The sequence below is a fragment of the Actinomadura geliboluensis genome (assembly GCF_005889745.1).
GTDB lineage: Bacteria > Actinomycetota > Actinomycetes > Streptosporangiales > Streptosporangiaceae > Spirillospora > Spirillospora geliboluensis.
This window is the reverse complement of record NZ_VCKZ01000019.1, coordinates 1-15,276: the sequence shown is the minus strand read 5'-3', so window position 1 is coordinate 15,276 and position 15,276 is coordinate 1. Positions and strand designations below refer to the sequence as shown.

The window sequence follows — 15,276 nt, the reverse complement described above, 5'->3', positions numbered from 1 at the left end:
ACCTGCCGGCCGGCTGAAAGGGTCAGGCCGACAGGCGGTACGTCGTGCCGCTGCTGCTCTGCACCCAGGCGTCGGGCAGCGCGGCGGCCAGGGCGTGCTGGGCGCGCCAGCCCGTGCAGTGCCCCGGGACGAGGAGGCTCGGCGCGAGGTCGGTCAGCGCGGCGACGGTCGGCGGGATGACCGGTTCGAAGGCCGGGCCGCCGAGATGCAGGCCGCCGACGAGCGCGTGCAGCCGGTCCACGCCGGTGAGCCGGCGCGCGTGCCGGACGATGTTGACCGCGCCCGCGTGCCCGCAGCCCGTCAGCACGACCAGGCCCCGGTCGCGGACGTGCACGACGAGCGCCTGGTCGTCGGCCACCAGCGGGTCGTGCACCCAGCCGGAGCCGGTCCACGCCTGGTGCGGCGGCGGCATGCCGCGCTCGAACTCGGTGGTGCGGTCGACCTCGCCGGTGATCAGCACGCTGCCGTCCAGCAGCAGCGACGGCTCGCGGCGCTCGATGACCTCGAAGCCCTCCCCGGCCAGGGCGCGGGGGCTCAGGGTCGGCAGTTCCTCCGGCTCGCGGCCGGGCACCGCGAGGCGCCGCCGCGTCCAGGCGAGCGGGTGCACCACCATCGGCAGCGACCGGACGCCGCGCCTGCCCGCCAGCCCGGCGAGCCCGCCCGCGTGGTCGAAATGGCCGTGGCTGAGCACGACGGCCTGGACGCCGCCGAGGTCGAGGCCGAGCCGGTCGGCGTTGGTGACCATCGCGTCCGGGGACAGGCCGGTGTCGAACAGCAGGGTGGTGGAGCGGTCGCCCCGGCGCACCGTGACCAGCGCGGAGAAGCCGTGCTCGGCGACCATGCCGGCGAAGGTCCGGCCCTCCTCGAACTGCGGCGCCGTCACCGCGCCCTTGCCGGCACCGGCGCGCCGGGTGCGTTCGCCGTCGGTGAGCAGGGCGTCGTAGACGTTGTCCACCAGGGTGACGATCTCGACCTCGTCGACCGGCTCCAGCGCGATCGGATCGACCGCCGCGCCCGTCGCCGGACGCGGCATGGACGCCGGCGCCTCCGCTTGCCCGCCGCCTGTCTCGCACATGATCGCAAGCCTAACCGCGGCACTCCGCCGCGCTCTCCGCGGCCGCGAAGCGCCGCCGGTAGGCGGACGGGCTGAGGCCGGTACGGCGGCGCAGCTGGGCGCGCAGGTTGGCGGGGGTGCCGAGGCCGCTGGCGCGCGCCACCGCGTCCAGCCGGGCCTCGCCGCGCTCGATGATCCGGCAGGCCAGCTCGACGCGCTCGGCGGTGAGCCAGGCGAGCGGGGTGGTGCCGAGTTCGGCCTGGAAGCGGCGGTGCAGCGTGGCCGGGCTGACGGCCGCGCGGGCCGCCAGGGCGGGCACGGTCAGCGGCTCGTCCAGCCGCTCCCGCGCCCAGTCGAGCAGGGCCGCGAGCGAGCCGTCCGGGATGTCCGGCATCGGGCGCTCGATGAACTGCCGCTGGCCGCCGTCGCGGTGCACGGCGAACACCAGCCGGCGGCTCACCGCGTTCGCGATCTCCGCGCCGTGGTCGCGGCGGACGAGGTGCAGCCCGAGGTCGAGTGCGGCGGCGCTCCCGGCGGAGGTCAGGACGTCGCCGTCGTCGACGAACAGCACGTCCGGTTCGAGGTGGACGCGGGGGAAGCGCGCCCGGAACGCCTCCGCCCAGCGCCAGTGCATGGTCGCGCGGCGCCCGTCGAGGACGCCCGCCGCCGCCAGCGTGAACGCGCCGGTGCACAGGCCGACCAGCCGGGCACCGCGCGAGGCGGCGGCCCGAACGGCGGCCAGGACCTCGGGCGCGGGGTCCTCGTCCGGGTCCGGACGGTTCGGCACGATCACCGTGTCCGCGCGTTCGGCGGCGGACAGGTCCGCGATGCCCGACATGGTGAACAGCCCCGCGTGCATGACGGCCTCGCCGCCCGCGGCGCACAGCGCGAAGTCGTACCAGGGGCGGCCCAGCTCGGGGCGGCGCAGGCCGAACAGCTCGGTGGCGACGCCCATCTCGAACGGGTTGGAGCCGGTGTCGACGATCATCACCACGCGGTGCGAGGATCCTTGCGGCATACGCGATTTCTAGCACTCACGGCGGGGTGCGGCGTCCCGGCAGGGTGGTGGGGTGAACAGCGAACCCATCGAACTCGCGGCGGCGCTGGCCTCCTTCAGCGACCTGTGGAGCCCGCGCATCGTCGCCAGCGTGAACGACTACGACGTCCGTGTCGCCAAGGTCGAGGGCGACCATGTCTGGCACGCCCATGACGACACCGACGAGTTCTTCCTCGTCCTCGACGGCGAACTCGCCATCGCCCTGCGCGACGCGCCCGGCGGCGGCGAACGGACGGTCACCCTTCCCAAGGGAGCGGTGTTCGTCGTCCCGCGAGGCGTGGAGCACAAGCCGTCCGCGCCCGGCGGCGCAGAGATCCTGCTGTTCGAGCCGACCGGCACCCTGAGCGTGGGCGACCGCCATGAGGCCGTGCCCTCCTCGGTGGACGCCACCACGGGCCACCCGCTGAATTGATCCGGGGCTAGAGCCTCACCGTGGCCGCGATGCCGAAGTGGTCGGAGAGGGGGGCGGTGGTGCCGTCGGGGAGGCGGATCTCGTCGGTGAACACCAGCCGGGGCTCCGCCTCCAGACCCGGCCTGTAGAGGAACTGGTCGATCGCCCCGATATCGGCGTACTCGGGGCGGAAGGTGGGCTCCGTGCGGCCGGCGAGGGCGTCCCGAAGGCCGGCGGCGGCCGCGAAATCCGCGAAATAGCGCGAGTCGCGGGGCACGTTGAAGTCGCCCATGGCGATCAGCGGTTCCGCCGGGTCGATCCTTTTGATCGCGCTAGCGAGCTGCCCCAGTTCGGACTGCTCCACCTTGGTATAGGCATTGGACGGGGACCAGTCCATGTCCATGTTCGCGGAAAGGTGCGTGTTCACCACCGTCAGGCAGCCGCCCGGCAGCCGTATGCGGGTGAACAGCGCGCCTTTGTTCAGCAGCCATTCCGGCCGGACGGGGCGGGCGAGCGCGTACGGCTGGAAGTGGGTTCTGGCGATCGGCCACCGGGAGAGCGTGACCAGGCCGCCGCGGACGATCGGAAATCCCCCGGCCCGCGCCATGAACGGGAAGGACGCCGTCGCCCGGCGGAACCGTGCGAGGACCGGCGGCGATACCACTTCCTGCAGGCAGACGATGTCGTAGTCCGATTCGTCGACGAGCCGGGCCAGTGCGTCCATGCGGGCCCGGACGCGGCCCCGGAACAGCGTGTTGAAGGTGAGAACGCCGATTCGCCGCGCGTCGTCCCGCATCGCCATGCCGCCACCCTACGTCGCCGGCCCCCCGGCCGCCCGCGCTCTGGCCGTGGGGCGCTTTGTTCGGGGAAATGCGCCTTTTGCGTTATTTGTCGTTAGCCGGATGCCGCGCTGGACTATCCCATTCGCGTTGAAGCCCGGCACCCGGTGGTCCATGATGGAGGCTGCCGAACATCTGCCACCCGACCCCGCGACATCGAAAGTGCCCCTTGATGCACAGCGATCCCCTCCATGGCGAACAATCCTGCTCGATGCCGCGTTGTGGTCGCCCGTCGTGCTTCCATGTGCGGCTGGAGGCGGCCGCCCGGACGGAGACCGGACGCGATTCCTGCGGCGCCCATCTCGCCGAAGTCGTGCAGGAATTGGCGCTGCGCGCCCGCGAGCGGCGCAAACGGCCGGCGCGCGTCGTCGTGTACGCCACGGGAGAGCGCCGGCGGACGAAAGGGCCCGGTCCATTCGACCGGCTCGCGCTCGGCACCATCCCGGTGTGAGCACCCGGCCGCCGCCGGCCGTTGCCGATCGTCCCCCGGCTTCCGATACTGGGCGGGCAATGCCGAACGCCGCCGGACGGAAAGAGGTCGGCATGGGATTCCAGCTTGGCTTGTTCTCCCCCAACACCGAATCGGGACTGGCGATCACGAAGGCCCCGGAAAGGTGGCACGCGACCTGGGAGAACAATCTCCGGCTCGCCAGGATCGCGGACGAGAGCGGCATCGACTTCCTGCTGCCCGTCGCCCGCTGGACCGACTGGGGCCCCGACACCGACTTCCACCGCAGCGCCCTCGACCCGCTCGTCTGGGCGTCCGGGCTCCTCGCCAGCACCAAGCGGCTGCGGGTGTTCAGCACCGTCCACACCGCGTTCCACCACCCCGTCGTCGCCGCCAAGCAGCTCGCGACCGCCGACCACCTCAGCCAGGGGCGGGTCGGGCTGAACATCGTCGCGGGCTGGCACGCGCCCGAGTACGAGATGTTCGGCCTCACGCTGCCCGACGACCACGACACCCGGTACTCGCTCGCGCAGGAGTGGTGGGACGTCGTCAAGCGCATCTGGTCGACCGACGAGCCGTTCGACCACGACGGGCGGTTCTTCAAGCTCCAGCACGTCGTGGGGCGCCCCAAGCCGTTCAACGGGCACAGCCTGCCGGTCATCAACGCGGGGTCGTCCAGGCAGGGGCGCTCGTTCGCCGCGCGCAACGCCGACCGGGCCTTCACCGTCGTCGCCGGTCCCGAGGACGGCGCGGAGATCGTGAAGGCCATCCGCGCGGAGGCCGCGTCCCACGGCCGGACGGTCGGCGTCTTCACGCTCGGGCACGTCGTGTGCCGGCCGACCAGGAGCGAGGCGGAGGACTTCCTGCGCTACTACGCCGACGAGCAGGCCGACTGGCCCGCCGTCGACGAGGTGATGCGGCTGCAGGGGCTGCACGCGCAGTCGTTCACGCCGGAGATGCTCCAGATCTACCGGGACAGGTTCGCCGCCGGCCACGGCAGCTGCCCGCTGGTCGGCGACCCCGACGACGTGGCGGACGGCATCGCGGAGTTCGCGCGTGCGGGCTTTGACGGTATCGCTCTGTCGTTCCTCAATTACGCTGATGAACTGGGCCACTTCGCCGCCGAGGTCATGCCTCGGCTGCGGGCCCGGGGTGTCCTGTCCATCGACCGTCCCGAACCGGCTCCGTCCGCCCGACCATGACTCCCACCCGACCATGATTTTCATCCGGCCATGACTCTCACCGATGCCTCGCCGCCGCTGTCGGCGTACCAGCGGGTCGTCAGCGCGGACATCGACGTCCTGCACGACTCGGTCGAACCCTTCGCCGTGGGCCACGACCTCCAGGCCCGCGACCCCGGCGCCCCTCTCGACGGTGCCGTCAACGCCCTCGCCCTGGGCGCGGTCAACCTGGTCTGGGTGCGGTACGGGGGCGGCGGGGTCGTCGTCGACACGCCTCCGACGGAGGGGCACTTCGCCATGTGCGCGCCCATGGCGCCCATGGGCGTCGAGTACCGGTCCACGCACAACAACGACGTCGCGGGCGGCAGTCTGGTGCTGTCGCACGACGAGGCGATGCGGATGACGCCGCATCCGACGCTGGGCTGCCTGGTCATCGCCACGAGCACCGGGCGGCTCGCCGACCACCTCGCCTGCCACCTCGGGCGCGACTACACCGCGCCGCTGCGCTTCCACCGGGCCGGCAGGCCCGCGATCGCGCCCGCCTCGATCGTGGAGCGCACCTGGCGGCACGTGTGCGACGTCCTCGACCACGCGACGGGCCGGGGCGGGCTGCACCCGCTGGCGGCGCGCACGCTGGAGGAGTCGCTGCTCACCGCCCTCCTGCTCGGCCTGCCGCACACGGCCACCGAATGCCTCGCCGAGCCGCCCGCGCGGTCACCGCACCATCTCGCCGGCACCATCCGCGAGTGGGTGGAGCACCACCACCACCGCCCCATCGGCGTCACCGACATCGCGGCGGCGGTGGGCATCAGCGTCCGCCAACTCCAGGCGATCTGCCAGGACGAGTGGGGCCTCACCCCCACGCAGCTGTTGCGCGGGGTCAGGCTCGACCACGCGCGCGCGGCGCTCAGCGTGGCGCAGCGCGGCCCCGGCACCGTCACGGACGTCGCCAAGGCCGCCGGGTACTTCCACATGAGCCGGTTCGCCGCCCACTACAGGCAGCGCTTCGGCGAGACCCCGACGCACACCCTCAAGCGCATCGGCTGAGCCGCCCTCAGGACGTTCAGGGGCGTTTCAGGACGCCGGACGTCAGGACTCCGGACTGGCCGAGAGCCCCGTGCAGCCGCGCAGCCCGTTCCACCGCTTGAGCTCCGCCTTCGCCGCGGCGCCCTTCATCGGGATGGGGACGCCGCCGCTGATGAGGGCCGGGCTCCACTTGTCCTTGGTGACCTTGCCGTCCTGCACCTTCAGGAACAGCACACCGGACTTCGCCGTCTGGCCGTTGGCGGAGTAGAACACGAAGTTGCCCATGCCGTAGTGGACGTACGCGTTGTCCATGTACCCGCCGCCCAGCGGAATGTGCGCGTGGCCCCCCACGATGATGTCGGCACCGGCCTCGACGAGCTGCTGGGCGAGTTCCTTCTGGCGCGGCAGCGGGCACGGCTGGAGTTCGGCCCCCCAATGCAGGTGGACGATGACGACGTCCGACCCCTTGCGCGCCTCCTTCACCGCCTGCACCATCCTGGGGACGTTCTTGGCCGAGGCAAGACCGCCCTTGGTGTCGGTGGCCGTCCACGCCTGGATCAGGTTGTCGTCCAGCACCTGCGTAGCGCCGACGACGGCGAGCTTGTTGCCCTTCACCGTGACGCGGTACGGCTTGAAGGCGTCGTCCTCGTCCTTGCCGATGCCGACGACCGGGAACCCCGTCCGCTTGATGGCGGCCAGGGAGTCGCGCAGGCCGCCGTCCATGAAGTCCATGCCGTGGTTGTTGGCCATGGAGACGACGTCGACCCCGGCGGCCTTCAGCGCCTTGAACGCGGTCGCCGGGGCCCGGAAGGCGTACTGCTTGCCGGGCGCGGGCGTACCGCCGGTCGTGATGGCCGTCTCCAGGTTCAGCATGGTGAAGTCGGCGGCGCGCAGCTGCCGGGCCACCGGGCCGAGCGCCGTGGACGGGTTGCCGAGCCGGGCGCGGAGCTGCCCCTCGAAGTGGGTGTCGCCGCCGAACGCGATGATGATCGGCTCCTTCGCGGGCGCCGGGGGCTTCGTGGCCCCGCCGCCCCCCGCGGCGCCGGACGTCGCGGACGGCGGTCCCGCGCCCTCCGCCTCGGAGTCGCCCGAGCCGCCGCACGCCGCCGCCGTCATGGCCGTCCCGACCAGGACCGCCGCCACGGCCGCCTTCCCCCGCCTGCTCATCGCTTCGCCTCCGTCCGGCCCAGTGGACCTGCTGGGTCGGCCAAGCATGCCACGAGCGGGCGACCAGGCCCACTAAAGGCAAACCGATCATTATCTTGAACTGGTCGTGTCTATGACGTTAGATTGAGCCGACCGCGACGCGGTCCCGCAGCCCACCTCCAGAGGGACGGCACGGCCTCGAGCCGCCTCTCACCCCCTGAAGCGGCCGGGTGGCCTCCCCCGCCCGGCCGCTTCGCCACGTCTGCCCCGAACGTCAGTCGCGCTCTTCGGGTGCCCCCTTGGCCTCGTCCAGAGCACCGTTGAAGGCCCGGCTGACCGCCTGTAGCGCGGACGTCACCTCGCTGGGGATGACCCAGAAGGTGCTGCCCTGGCCCTCGGCCAGCTTCGGGAGGGTCTGGAGGTACTGGTAGGCGAGGAGCTTCGGGTCAGGGTCGGCGTTGTGGATCGAGTTGAAGACCTGCTCGATCGCCGCCGACTGGCCCTCGGCCTCCAGGATCGCGGCCTGCCGGGCGCCCTCCGCCTTCAGGATCGTCGACTGCCGCTCGCCCTCCGCGGTGAGGATCGCGGACGCGCGGGCGCCCTCGGCGGTGAGGATCGCGGCGCGCTTCTCCCGCTCGGCGCGCATCTGCTTCTCCATCGCGTCCTTGATGGACGGCGGCGGCTCGATCGCCTTGATCTCCACGCGGGTCACCCGGATGCCCCACTTGCCGGACGCGTCGTCCAGCACGCCGCGCAGCGCCGTGTTGATCCGGTCGCGGGACGTCAGCGTGGCCTCCAGGTCGAGGGTGCCGATGACGTTGCGGAGGGTCGTCGCGGTGAGCTGCTCGATCGCCTTGATGTAGTTCACGATCTCGTAGTCGGCGGCGCGCGGGTCGGTGACCTGGAAGAACAGCACCGTGTCGATGTGGACGACGACGTTGTCCTCGGTGATGACGGGCTGCGCCTTGAACGAGACCACCTGCTCGCGCAGGTCGAGGAGGGGCTTCACCCGGTCGACGAACGGGACGACGAAGCTGATGCCGGGTTCGAGGGTGCGGTGGTAGCGGCCGAGGCGCTCGACGTTGCGGGCGCGGGCCTGCGGGATGATCCAGACCGCCCGCATCACGGCGGTGGCCAGGACGAACACCCCGGCGAGCACGACGACGAGCAGGGCGATGGCGACATCGGTCATGGTGGCTCCTCGGCCGAGACCGGATACAGCAGGGCCGTGGCCCCTTCGATGGCGAGGACGTCGGCGGTCGCGCCGGCCGGGATGACGAGGTCGGGGTCGTAGGGGCGGGCCGTCCACTCCTCGCCGCCGATGCGGGCGCGGCCGCCGTGCCGGTTCACCTCGGTGAGCGTGTACGCCTCGCGGCCGACCAGCGCGGCGGTGCCGGAGCGCAGCGGCGGCGGCTGCCTGATGTGCCGGGTCGCGAAGGGCCGGACGAACGCGAGGCCCGCGACCGCCCCCACGCCGAACACGGCGGCCTGCGCGGCGAGCGGCAGGCCCAGCGCCCCGGTCAGCCCGGCGGCGAGCGCGGCGACGGCGAGGATGCCGAGGGCCAGCGTGAGGCTGAGCAGCTCGGCGATTCCGAGCAGCGCGGCGACCAGCAACCAGGCGACCCACGGCTCCATAGCAGCTCCCTAGCGGCTGCCGAAAGTCCTCGTATTAAAAGTAACTCTCAAAACCGCGCTTCGGCCATGCCTCGGGGGCGGCCATGGCGCGGTATGGACGCACCGGTCATCATGGGACAACGGTCCCGTTTGACAAGGAGTGTCCCGATGGGCGACCGCACGGCGTTCCGCACCTGTCCCCTTTGCGAAGCCCTGTGCGGGCTGGAACTGACCCTGGACGACACGGGAGCGGTAACCCGCGTACGCGGCGACGTTAAGGACCCGTTCAGCAAAGGCTTCATCTGCCCCAAGGGCGCGACCCTCGGCAGTCTGGACGGTGACCCCGACCGCCTGGCGGAACCCCTGGTCAACGGCGAAGCGACCGGATGGGACGAGGCGTTCGAAGCCGTCCGGCAAGGTCTGGCCAGCGTCATCGAGCGGCACGGGCGCGACGCCGTCGCCGTCTACATCGGCAACCCGACCGCGCACTCGATCGCCGGGCCGCTGTACGTCGCCGCCATCGTGAAGGCGCTCGGCACCAGGAACCTGTTCACCGCCAGTACCGCCGACCAGATGCCGAAGCACGTCGCGTGCGGGCACATGTTCGGCGACCCCCTGGCGATCCCCGTCCCGGACCTCGACCGCACCGACCACCTGCTCATGCTGGGCGCGAACCCGCTGGAGTCGAACGGGAGCCTGGCCTCGGCCCCCGACTTCCCCGGACGGCTCAAGGCGATCCAGGCGCGCGGGGGCAAGGTCACCGTCGTCGACCCGCGCCGCACGCGGACGGCCGCGCTCGCCGACGAGCACCTGTTCATCCGCCCGGGGACGGACGCGTTCTTCCTCATGGCACTCGTCCACACCCTGTTCGCCGAGGACCTCGTCGCGTCCCCCGAGCACCTGGCCGGACGCGTCAACGGCCTGGACGACCTGCGCGCCATCGCCGTCGACTTCGCGCCCGAGCGCGTCACGCCCGTCACCGGCATCCCGGCGGACGTGATCCGGCGGACCGCCCGCGAGCTGGCCGGAGCCGGCCGCGCCGCCGTCTACGGCCGCATCGGGACCTGCACCCAGGCGTACGGGACGCTCAACAGCTGGCTCGTGGACGCCCTGAACGTCCTCACCGGGAACCTCGACCGGGAGGGCGGCGCGATGTTCCCGCGGCCCGCCCACATGCCCGTGTACCGCCGCAAGAAGCCGTTCACGACCGGGCGGTGGCGCAGCCGCGTCCGCGGCCTGCCCGAGGTCAACGGGGAGCTGCCGGTCGCCACGCTCGCGGACGAGCTGGAGACCCCCGGCGAGGGCCAGGTCAGGGCGCTCGTCACGATCGGCGGCAACCCGGCGCTGTCGTCCCCGAACGCCGCCCGGCTGGACCGGGCGCTCGCCGGGCTGGAGTTCATGGTCAGCGTCGACCCCTACCTGAACGAGACGACCCGGCACGCGCACGTGGTGCTGCCGCCGCCGCGCCCGGCGCAGACGCCGCACTACGACATCGCGCTGACGGGGCTCGCCGTCCGCGACTACGCCCGCTACTCGCCGCCCGTCGTCCCGCTGCCGGACGGGCGTCCCAGCGAGGCCATGCTCCTCGCGCGGCTCGCGATGGCCGCGACCGGCGCGGACGGCGACCCCGCCGCCCTCGACGAGGTGATCATCACCTCGACGCTGGCGAAGGCCACCGCGCTCGCGGGCTCCCCGGTGCACGGCCGGGAGCCGGACGAACTGCGCAAGATGCTCGACAGCGGCACGTCCACCGAGCAGCGGCTCGACATGATGCTGCGCCTCGGCCCCTACGGCGACGGGTTCGGCGCCGACCCGTCCGGCCTCACCCTCACGCGGCTGCGCACCGAGCACCCGCACGGCCTCGACCTTGGCGCCCTCAAGCCGCGCCTGGACGAGGTGCTCTGCACGACGTCCGGACGGGTCGAGTTGTGCCCGTCCACGTTCGCCGCAGACGTCGACCGGCTGCACGCGGCCCTGGGCGCCCCGCAGAACGACGGCACGGTACTGATCGGCCGCCGCCATCTGCGCTCCAACAACAGTTGGCTGCACAACGTCCCCGAACTGGTGCGCGGCTCCAACACGTGCACTCTCCAGCTCAACCCCGCTGATGCCGAACGTATAGGCGTCGCTGCGGGCGACACCGTCCGCGTCACGTCCCGCACGGGCACCGTGGAGGCCGTTGCAGAACCCACCGACACCGTCATGCCAGGCGTCGTCAGCCTGCCGCACGGATGGGGTCACGACCGCCCTGGGACGCGTACCGCCGTCGCGCGCGAGCACGCCGGCGTCAACGTCAACGCCGTCACCGACGAGCAGGAGATCGACCCCCTGTCGGGCAACGCGGTGTTCAACGGCGTCCCCGTCACGCTGGAGGCGGTATCGCCCGCGCCGGTGTCCTGACCCCGTTGTTTAGCCCCTCCCGGCCGCAGGTAGGTATGACTGGCCGCAGGAGAACGCGGAAGACTAATGTCGCATCAGGCGTCTCATAGCCGCGGAGGAGGGACATGCACCGACGGGTGAACATATTCCGGCGCGGGTCCCGGCCGCAGGCGTCCCCGGGGATCGCGGACGCCACCGAGGCACTGGAGCAGGCGAGCGGATTGGACCGTACCATCCGCGTGCTGTCCACGGCCGTGCGGCGGACGCTGCGGCCCGGCCCGGCCAAGGACGCCCTGCACGGCGTCCCGCTCGGCCAGCCCGCCCATCCGCCGCTCACCGACGTGCCCGTCGGCCTGTGGGTCTCCGCCGCCGTCCTCGACCTCATGCCGGGGACGCGCCGCGCCGCGCAGGCCCTCGTCGCCGCCGGCCTCGCCGGAGCCGTCCCGACCGTGCTCACCGGCATCGCCGACTGGGGCTCGCTGCACCGCGAGCAGCAGCGCGTCGGGCTCGTCCACGCCGCCGGGATGGCCACGACGAGCCTGCTGTACTCGGCGTCGCTCATCGCCCGCCACCAGGGCCGCGATGGCGCCGGCCGGGCGCTCGGCTTCGCCGGGCTGTCCACGCTCGTCGCGGGCGCCTACCTCGGCGGGCACCTGGCGTTCCGGCAGGCCGCCGGCGCCAGCCACGCCGACCAGGTCGCCCACCTCGTCCCGCTCGGCTGGCACGACCTGTGCGCCGCCGAGGAGCTCCCGGACGGCTGGCCCGTCACCCGCAGGCTCGGCTACATCCGGCTGTTCGTGCTGCGGACCGGCGACGACGTCCACGTCCTCGCCGACCGCTGCAGCCACCTCGCCGGGCCGCTCCACCAGGGCCGCATCGTCACCGACGACGAGGCCGACATCTGCGTCGTCTGCCCCTGGCACGGCAGCACGTTCCGCGTCGCGGACGGCTCGGTCGTGCACGGCCCCGCCACGGCCCGCCAGCCCGCCTTCGAGACCCGCGTCACCGAAGAGGGCATGCTCCAGGTGCGGCCCGTCTGACGCACGGCCCGCCTAAGCGGGCTCGGCGGGCTCGGTGCCGACGGGATGCTCCACCAGGGCCAGCACCCGGCTGGACATGAAGCGCGCCGTCCGGACGGGGGTGCCCGTCCGGGTGACCTCGGTGACCTCCACGACGCCGCGCCTGGTCGCGATCTCCACGCGGCGGCCGGCGCGGCTGGCCGCGACCTCGTACGTCCGCGTTCCGTCGCCCCCGGCGTCGACCACGATCTCGACCCTGTCGCCCTTCATCCGCGCGAACCTCCGGTAGTCGAACGTATATTCGAGATATACCCGAAATACCGGCCCGCGAATCCCGGCACGGCCCCCGAAAACGCTGGTCAGGCCAGCAGCAGGTTCACGATCGCGGCCACGCCGACGGCGACGATCACGCCGCGCAGCACCAGCGGCGGGATGCGCCGGCCGACCCGCGCGCCGATCAGGCCGCCGCAGGTCGAGCCCGCCGCGATCATCAGCACCGCGAGCCAGCTGACCTTCGTGTCGGCGAACAGCCACATGAGCGTGAACAGCAGCGCGGCGGTGCCGTTCACGACCGCCGACAGGACGTTCTTGCCCGCGTTGATGCGCTGCAGGTCGTCGTCCAGCATGATGCCGAGCAGGGCGATGAGGATGATGCCCTGCGCGGCGCCGAAGTAGCCGCCGTACATGCCCGCGAACAGCACGCCCGCCCACAGCACCGGGCCGCCGTGCGGATGGTGCTCGCCCTCGCGGCGCCGCATCATCCACCGCTGGAGCCGCGGCTGCACGACGACCAGGACCAGGGCGATGATGATCAGCGCGATGACGATGACGTTGAACGCCTCGGCGGGCAGCCCGAGCAGCAGCAGGCCGCCGATCACCGCGCCGAGGAAGGACGCGCTGGCCAGCCGCACCAGCCGGCTCCGCTGGCCCTTCAGCTCCTCGCGGTATCCGTAGGCGCCGGTCACGCCGCCGGGGACCAGCCCGATGTTGTTGGAGATGTTCGCCACGACGGGCGGGTAGCCGAGCGCCAGCATCGTGGGGAAGGTGATGAGGGAGCCGGACCCGACGACCGTGTTGATGCTTCCGGCGGCCACCCCGGCCGCGAAAATGGCGGCCGCGTCCAGCAGGTTCACGTGCGTCCCATCTCAGCGCTGCGAGTTCACGGCGGTGCGCACATCGTAGGGACACCGGTGCCGGGCACCGCCGATCGGGGGGTGGTTCGGACGGGTTCCGCCCGATATCAGCGGAGCGAGCGGGCGTACCAGCGGCCGTTCTGGCGGTCGACCGTCAGCGGCAGCCCGAAGGTGTCCGAGAGGTGCTCGGGGGTGAACACCTCGTCCACCTTGCCCTGCGCGACGATCTGGCCGCCGCGCAGCAGCAGCGCGTGCGTGAAGCCCTCCGGGACCTCCTCCACGTGGTGCGTGACCATCGCCATCGTGGGGGCGGCCGGGTCGCCGGCCAGCGCGGCGAGGCGGGCGACGAGGTCCTCCCGGCCGCCGAGGTCGAGGCCCGCGGCGGGCTCGTCCAGCAGCAGCAGCTCGGGGTCGGGCATGAGGGCGCGGGCGATCTGCACGCGCTTGCGCTCGCCCTCCGACAGCGTGCTGAACGTCCGCCGGACCAGGTCGGCGCAGCCGAGCGCCTCCAGCAGCGCGACGGCGCGGCCGACGTCCGTCGTGTCGTACTCCTCCCGCCACCGGCCGATGATCGCGTACGAGGCGGTCAGCACCAGGTCGATGACCGTCTCACCGGCCGGGACCTTCTCCGCGACGGACGAGCTGGCGATGCCGATGCGGGGCCGCAGCTCGAACACGTCGGTGCGGCCGAGCTCCTCCTCCAGGATCTCGACACCGCCCTCAGTGGGGTGCAGCATCGCGGCGGCGACCTGGAGCAACGTCGTCTTGCCGGCCCCGTTCGGCCCCAGGATCACCCACCGGTCGCCCTCGTCCACCGTCCAGTTGACATCGCGCAGCAGGGACGCCCCGCCGCGCCTGACCCCGACTCCGCGGAGCTGAAGCACCTCGCCGGCCATCGCGCGCCTTCGTCTCCCATCCGGTAGCCCGTGATCTCTCTCTCAGGAAAGAACCTATGCGATCCGGGCTGGCGGTGGGCCGCCGGATCCCCGGCGGAAACGGCGGCCCCACGGTGCTCCTCCGCCGCGATAGGTCCCTTACGTCCGGTGGAACCGGCGATCCGAGCGCTTATCGTGGATCGCATGCCCATTGCGAACTGTCTGGGAATGAGCCCGAACGCATGAGCGGGGCCGTCGCCACCGCGCTGGTCGCCTGGGGCAACGCCTGGCTGACGGGGCACGTCGGGCTGGACGAGGCGGTCGACGCGGTCGAGAAGAACGCCGGCCCGCAGATCCTCGGCGGCGAGCCCGCCGAGGTGACGCTGCGCCGCGGCCTCGGCGACCTGCGCGTCGGCGGGCTGTCGGCGCTGCGGCTCGCGCTGCCCGAGCCCGGCGACCCGCTCGGGCTGACCGGCCCGCCCGCGTTCAACACCGCGGCGATCGAGGCGGGCGCCGCCGTAGTCGCCGTCCTGGACGGCCGGGCGATGGGCCTGGTCCCCACCGAGGACCGGCGCGGCTCGTCCTACGTCGGCGTCCGCTGGACGCCCCACGAGGCGTCGGCGGCGCTGCCGGACGTCCCGTCCCTGGCCGAGGCCGACCGGAGCCTCACGCTCGCGATGCGGGACGCCACGGAGGCGCTGCTGACGGTGGACGACTTCGCCGGCGTCCCGCCGGAGATCGCGGACGCGCTGGTCGACCTGCGCGACCCCGACCGCGGCGACCACCCGCTGGCCCCCGGCTACCCGCAACGCGCACACCGCGTAGCCGCGCTGGCCGGCCGGCTCTCCCTAGTAGTGGACCTGGCCCGCCAGATGGACGACCGCGGCCTCAGCGCCGACCAGATGAGCCGCAGAGGCGAGGCCCTGCGCCTCCTGGACAGCGCCGTCCGCCGCGCCCTAGTGGCGGCCTGCAACAGCGCATTCGACCCGGTCCCCAGAACAGACCGCTAGCAAAAGGGACCGCCCAACCGCCACAAGCCGAGAACACAAAAAGCCCCCACAAGGGGGCCGTAGGCCGAACCCCACGAGGGGTGTAGGGGGAACCCCACAAAGGG

Annotated in this window: 16 protein-coding genes; 7 read left to right on the top strand and 9 right to left on the bottom strand. The window is 72.5% G+C overall.

What is annotated here, in order from left to right:
• Window positions 1–22: 22 nt before the first annotated feature.
• Both ETD96_RS04990 and ETD96_RS04985 read right to left on the bottom strand, forming a co-directional pair.
• Window positions 23–1,075: an MBL fold metallo-hydrolase gene (locus ETD96_RS04990; protein WP_138634756.1), complete on the bottom strand. Its 1,053-nt coding sequence runs from the start codon at window positions 1,073–1,075 to the stop codon at window positions 23–25.
• A 10-nt stretch (window positions 1,076–1,085) separates the two neighbouring features.
• Entirely contained in the window at window positions 1,086–2,072 is a 987-nt protein-coding gene (locus ETD96_RS04985; protein WP_138634753.1) for a helix-turn-helix domain-containing protein, read from the bottom strand.
• Window positions 2,073–2,124: 52 nt separating this feature from the next.
• Between ETD96_RS04985 and ETD96_RS04980 the strand changes: the two genes are divergently transcribed.
• Window positions 2,125–2,523, top strand: coding sequence for a cupin domain-containing protein (locus ETD96_RS04980; RefSeq protein ID WP_138634750.1), 399 nt, complete (start codon window positions 2,125–2,127; stop codon window positions 2,521–2,523).
• Between the two features lie 7 nt (window positions 2,524–2,530).
• Here ETD96_RS04980 and ETD96_RS04975 read toward each other — a convergent pair whose 3' ends face one another.
• Window positions 2,531–3,304 (bottom strand): endonuclease/exonuclease/phosphatase family protein, encoded by a 774-nt coding sequence (locus tag ETD96_RS04975; RefSeq protein ID WP_138634747.1) that lies wholly within the window; start codon window positions 3,302–3,304, stop codon window positions 2,531–2,533.
• 209 nt (window positions 3,305–3,513) lie between these two features.
• Between ETD96_RS04975 and ETD96_RS04970 the strand changes: the two genes are divergently transcribed.
• The 3 genes from ETD96_RS04970 (at window position 3,514) to ETD96_RS04960 (ending at window position 6,017) form a co-directional block, all read left to right on the top strand.
• Window positions 3,514–3,792: a hypothetical protein gene (locus ETD96_RS04970; protein WP_138634744.1), complete on the top strand. Its 279-nt coding sequence runs from the start codon at window positions 3,514–3,516 to the stop codon at window positions 3,790–3,792.
• A 92-nt stretch (window positions 3,793–3,884) separates the two neighbouring features.
• Window positions 3,885–4,991 carry an LLM class flavin-dependent oxidoreductase gene (locus ETD96_RS04965; protein WP_138634741.1) on the top strand — a complete coding sequence of 369 codons (1,107 nt, stop codon included), beginning with the start codon at window positions 3,885–3,887 and terminating at the stop codon, window positions 4,989–4,991.
• 30 nt (window positions 4,992–5,021) lie between these two features.
• On the top strand, window positions 5,022–6,017 hold the full coding sequence (locus ETD96_RS04960; protein ID WP_138634738.1) for an AraC family transcriptional regulator: 996 nt from the start codon (window positions 5,022–5,024) through the stop codon (window positions 6,015–6,017).
• Window positions 6,018–6,059: 42 nt separating this feature from the next.
• Here ETD96_RS04960 and ETD96_RS04955 read toward each other — a convergent pair whose 3' ends face one another.
• The 3 genes from ETD96_RS04955 to ETD96_RS04945 form a co-directional block, all read right to left on the bottom strand.
• Window positions 6,060–7,163: a CapA family protein gene (locus ETD96_RS04955; protein WP_138634735.1), complete on the bottom strand. Its 1,104-nt coding sequence runs from the start codon at window positions 7,161–7,163 to the stop codon at window positions 6,060–6,062.
• 253 nt (window positions 7,164–7,416) lie between these two features.
• Complete coding sequence (locus tag ETD96_RS04950; protein ID WP_138634732.1) at window positions 7,417–8,334, bottom strand: SPFH domain-containing protein; 918 nt, start codon at window positions 8,332–8,334, stop codon at window positions 7,417–7,419.
• Window positions 8,331–8,777, bottom strand: a complete 447-nt coding sequence (locus ETD96_RS04945) for an NfeD family protein (protein ID WP_138634729.1) — start codon at window positions 8,775–8,777, stop codon at window positions 8,331–8,333. The genes ETD96_RS04950 and ETD96_RS04945 overlap by 4 nt, the downstream gene beginning before the upstream one ends.
• Window positions 8,778–8,924: 147 nt before the next feature.
• Between ETD96_RS04945 and ETD96_RS04940 the strand changes: the two genes are divergently transcribed.
• Together ETD96_RS04940 and ETD96_RS04935 are read left to right on the top strand one after the other, a co-directional pair.
• Entirely contained in the window at window positions 8,925–11,156 is a 2,232-nt protein-coding gene (locus ETD96_RS04940) for a molybdopterin oxidoreductase family protein (RefSeq protein WP_138634726.1), read from the top strand.
• Window positions 11,157–11,260: 104 nt separating this feature from the next.
• Window positions 11,261–12,175: a Rieske (2Fe-2S) protein gene (locus ETD96_RS04935; protein WP_138634723.1), complete on the top strand. Its 915-nt coding sequence runs from the start codon at window positions 11,261–11,263 to the stop codon at window positions 12,173–12,175.
• Between the two features lie 12 nt (window positions 12,176–12,187).
• On the opposite strand, the gene ETD96_RS04930 is transcribed toward ETD96_RS04935, so the two are convergent.
• From ETD96_RS04930 to ETD96_RS04920, 3 genes are all read right to left on the bottom strand, one after another.
• Window positions 12,188–12,424, bottom strand: a complete 237-nt coding sequence (locus ETD96_RS04930; RefSeq protein WP_138634720.1) for a hypothetical protein — start codon at window positions 12,422–12,424, stop codon at window positions 12,188–12,190.
• A gap of 89 nt (window positions 12,425–12,513) precedes the next feature.
• Complete coding sequence (locus tag ETD96_RS04925) at window positions 12,514–13,287, bottom strand: sulfite exporter TauE/SafE family protein (RefSeq protein WP_138634717.1); 774 nt, start codon at window positions 13,285–13,287, stop codon at window positions 12,514–12,516.
• A 107-nt stretch (window positions 13,288–13,394) separates the two neighbouring features.
• Window positions 13,395–14,183 (bottom strand): ABC transporter ATP-binding protein, encoded by a 789-nt coding sequence (locus ETD96_RS04920; RefSeq protein ID WP_138634714.1) that lies wholly within the window; start codon window positions 14,181–14,183, stop codon window positions 13,395–13,397.
• A gap of 221 nt (window positions 14,184–14,404) precedes the next feature.
• On the opposite strand from ETD96_RS04920, the gene ETD96_RS04915 reads away from it, so the two are divergent.
• Window positions 14,405–15,172: a hypothetical protein gene (locus ETD96_RS04915; protein WP_138634711.1), complete on the top strand. Its 768-nt coding sequence runs from the start codon at window positions 14,405–14,407 to the stop codon at window positions 15,170–15,172.
• The last annotated feature ends 104 nt before the right edge of the window (window positions 15,173–15,276 follow it).

Excerpts from the sequence above, each read along its gene's own strand:
- ETD96_RS04990 (WP_138634756.1), bottom strand. The coding sequence starts at position 1,075 with ATGTGCGAGACAGGCGGCGGGCAAGCGGAGGCGCCGGCGTCCATGCCG.
- ETD96_RS04985 (WP_138634753.1), bottom strand. The coding sequence starts at position 2,072 with ATGCCGCAAGGATCCTCGCACCGCGTGGTGATGATCGTCGACACCGGC.
- ETD96_RS04975 (WP_138634747.1), bottom strand. The coding sequence starts at position 3,304 with ATGGCGATGCGGGACGACGCGCGGCGAATCGGCGTTCTCACCTTCAAC.
- ETD96_RS04970 (WP_138634744.1), top strand. The coding sequence starts at position 3,514 with ATGCACAGCGATCCCCTCCATGGCGAACAATCCTGCTCGATGCCGCGT.
- ETD96_RS04965 (WP_138634741.1), top strand. The coding sequence starts at position 3,885 with ATGGGATTCCAGCTTGGCTTGTTCTCCCCCAACACCGAATCGGGACTG.
- ETD96_RS04960 (WP_138634738.1), top strand. The coding sequence starts at position 5,022 with ATGACTCTCACCGATGCCTCGCCGCCGCTGTCGGCGTACCAGCGGGTC.
- ETD96_RS04955 (WP_138634735.1), bottom strand. The coding sequence starts at position 7,163 with ATGAGCAGGCGGGGGAAGGCGGCCGTGGCGGCGGTCCTGGTCGGGACG.
- ETD96_RS04950 (WP_138634732.1), bottom strand. The coding sequence starts at position 8,334 with ATGACCGATGTCGCCATCGCCCTGCTCGTCGTCGTGCTCGCCGGGGTG.
- ETD96_RS04945 (WP_138634729.1), bottom strand. The coding sequence starts at position 8,777 with ATGGAGCCGTGGGTCGCCTGGTTGCTGGTCGCCGCGCTGCTCGGAATC.
- ETD96_RS04940 (WP_138634726.1), top strand. The coding sequence starts at position 8,925 with ATGGGCGACCGCACGGCGTTCCGCACCTGTCCCCTTTGCGAAGCCCTG.
- ETD96_RS04935 (WP_138634723.1), top strand. The coding sequence starts at position 11,261 with ATGCACCGACGGGTGAACATATTCCGGCGCGGGTCCCGGCCGCAGGCG.
- ETD96_RS04930 (WP_138634720.1), bottom strand. The coding sequence starts at position 12,424 with ATGAAGGGCGACAGGGTCGAGATCGTGGTCGACGCCGGGGGCGACGGA.
- ETD96_RS04920 (WP_138634714.1), bottom strand. The coding sequence starts at position 14,183 with ATGGCCGGCGAGGTGCTTCAGCTCCGCGGAGTCGGGGTCAGGCGCGGC.
- ETD96_RS04915 (WP_138634711.1), top strand. The coding sequence starts at position 14,405 with ATGAGCGGGGCCGTCGCCACCGCGCTGGTCGCCTGGGGCAACGCCTGG.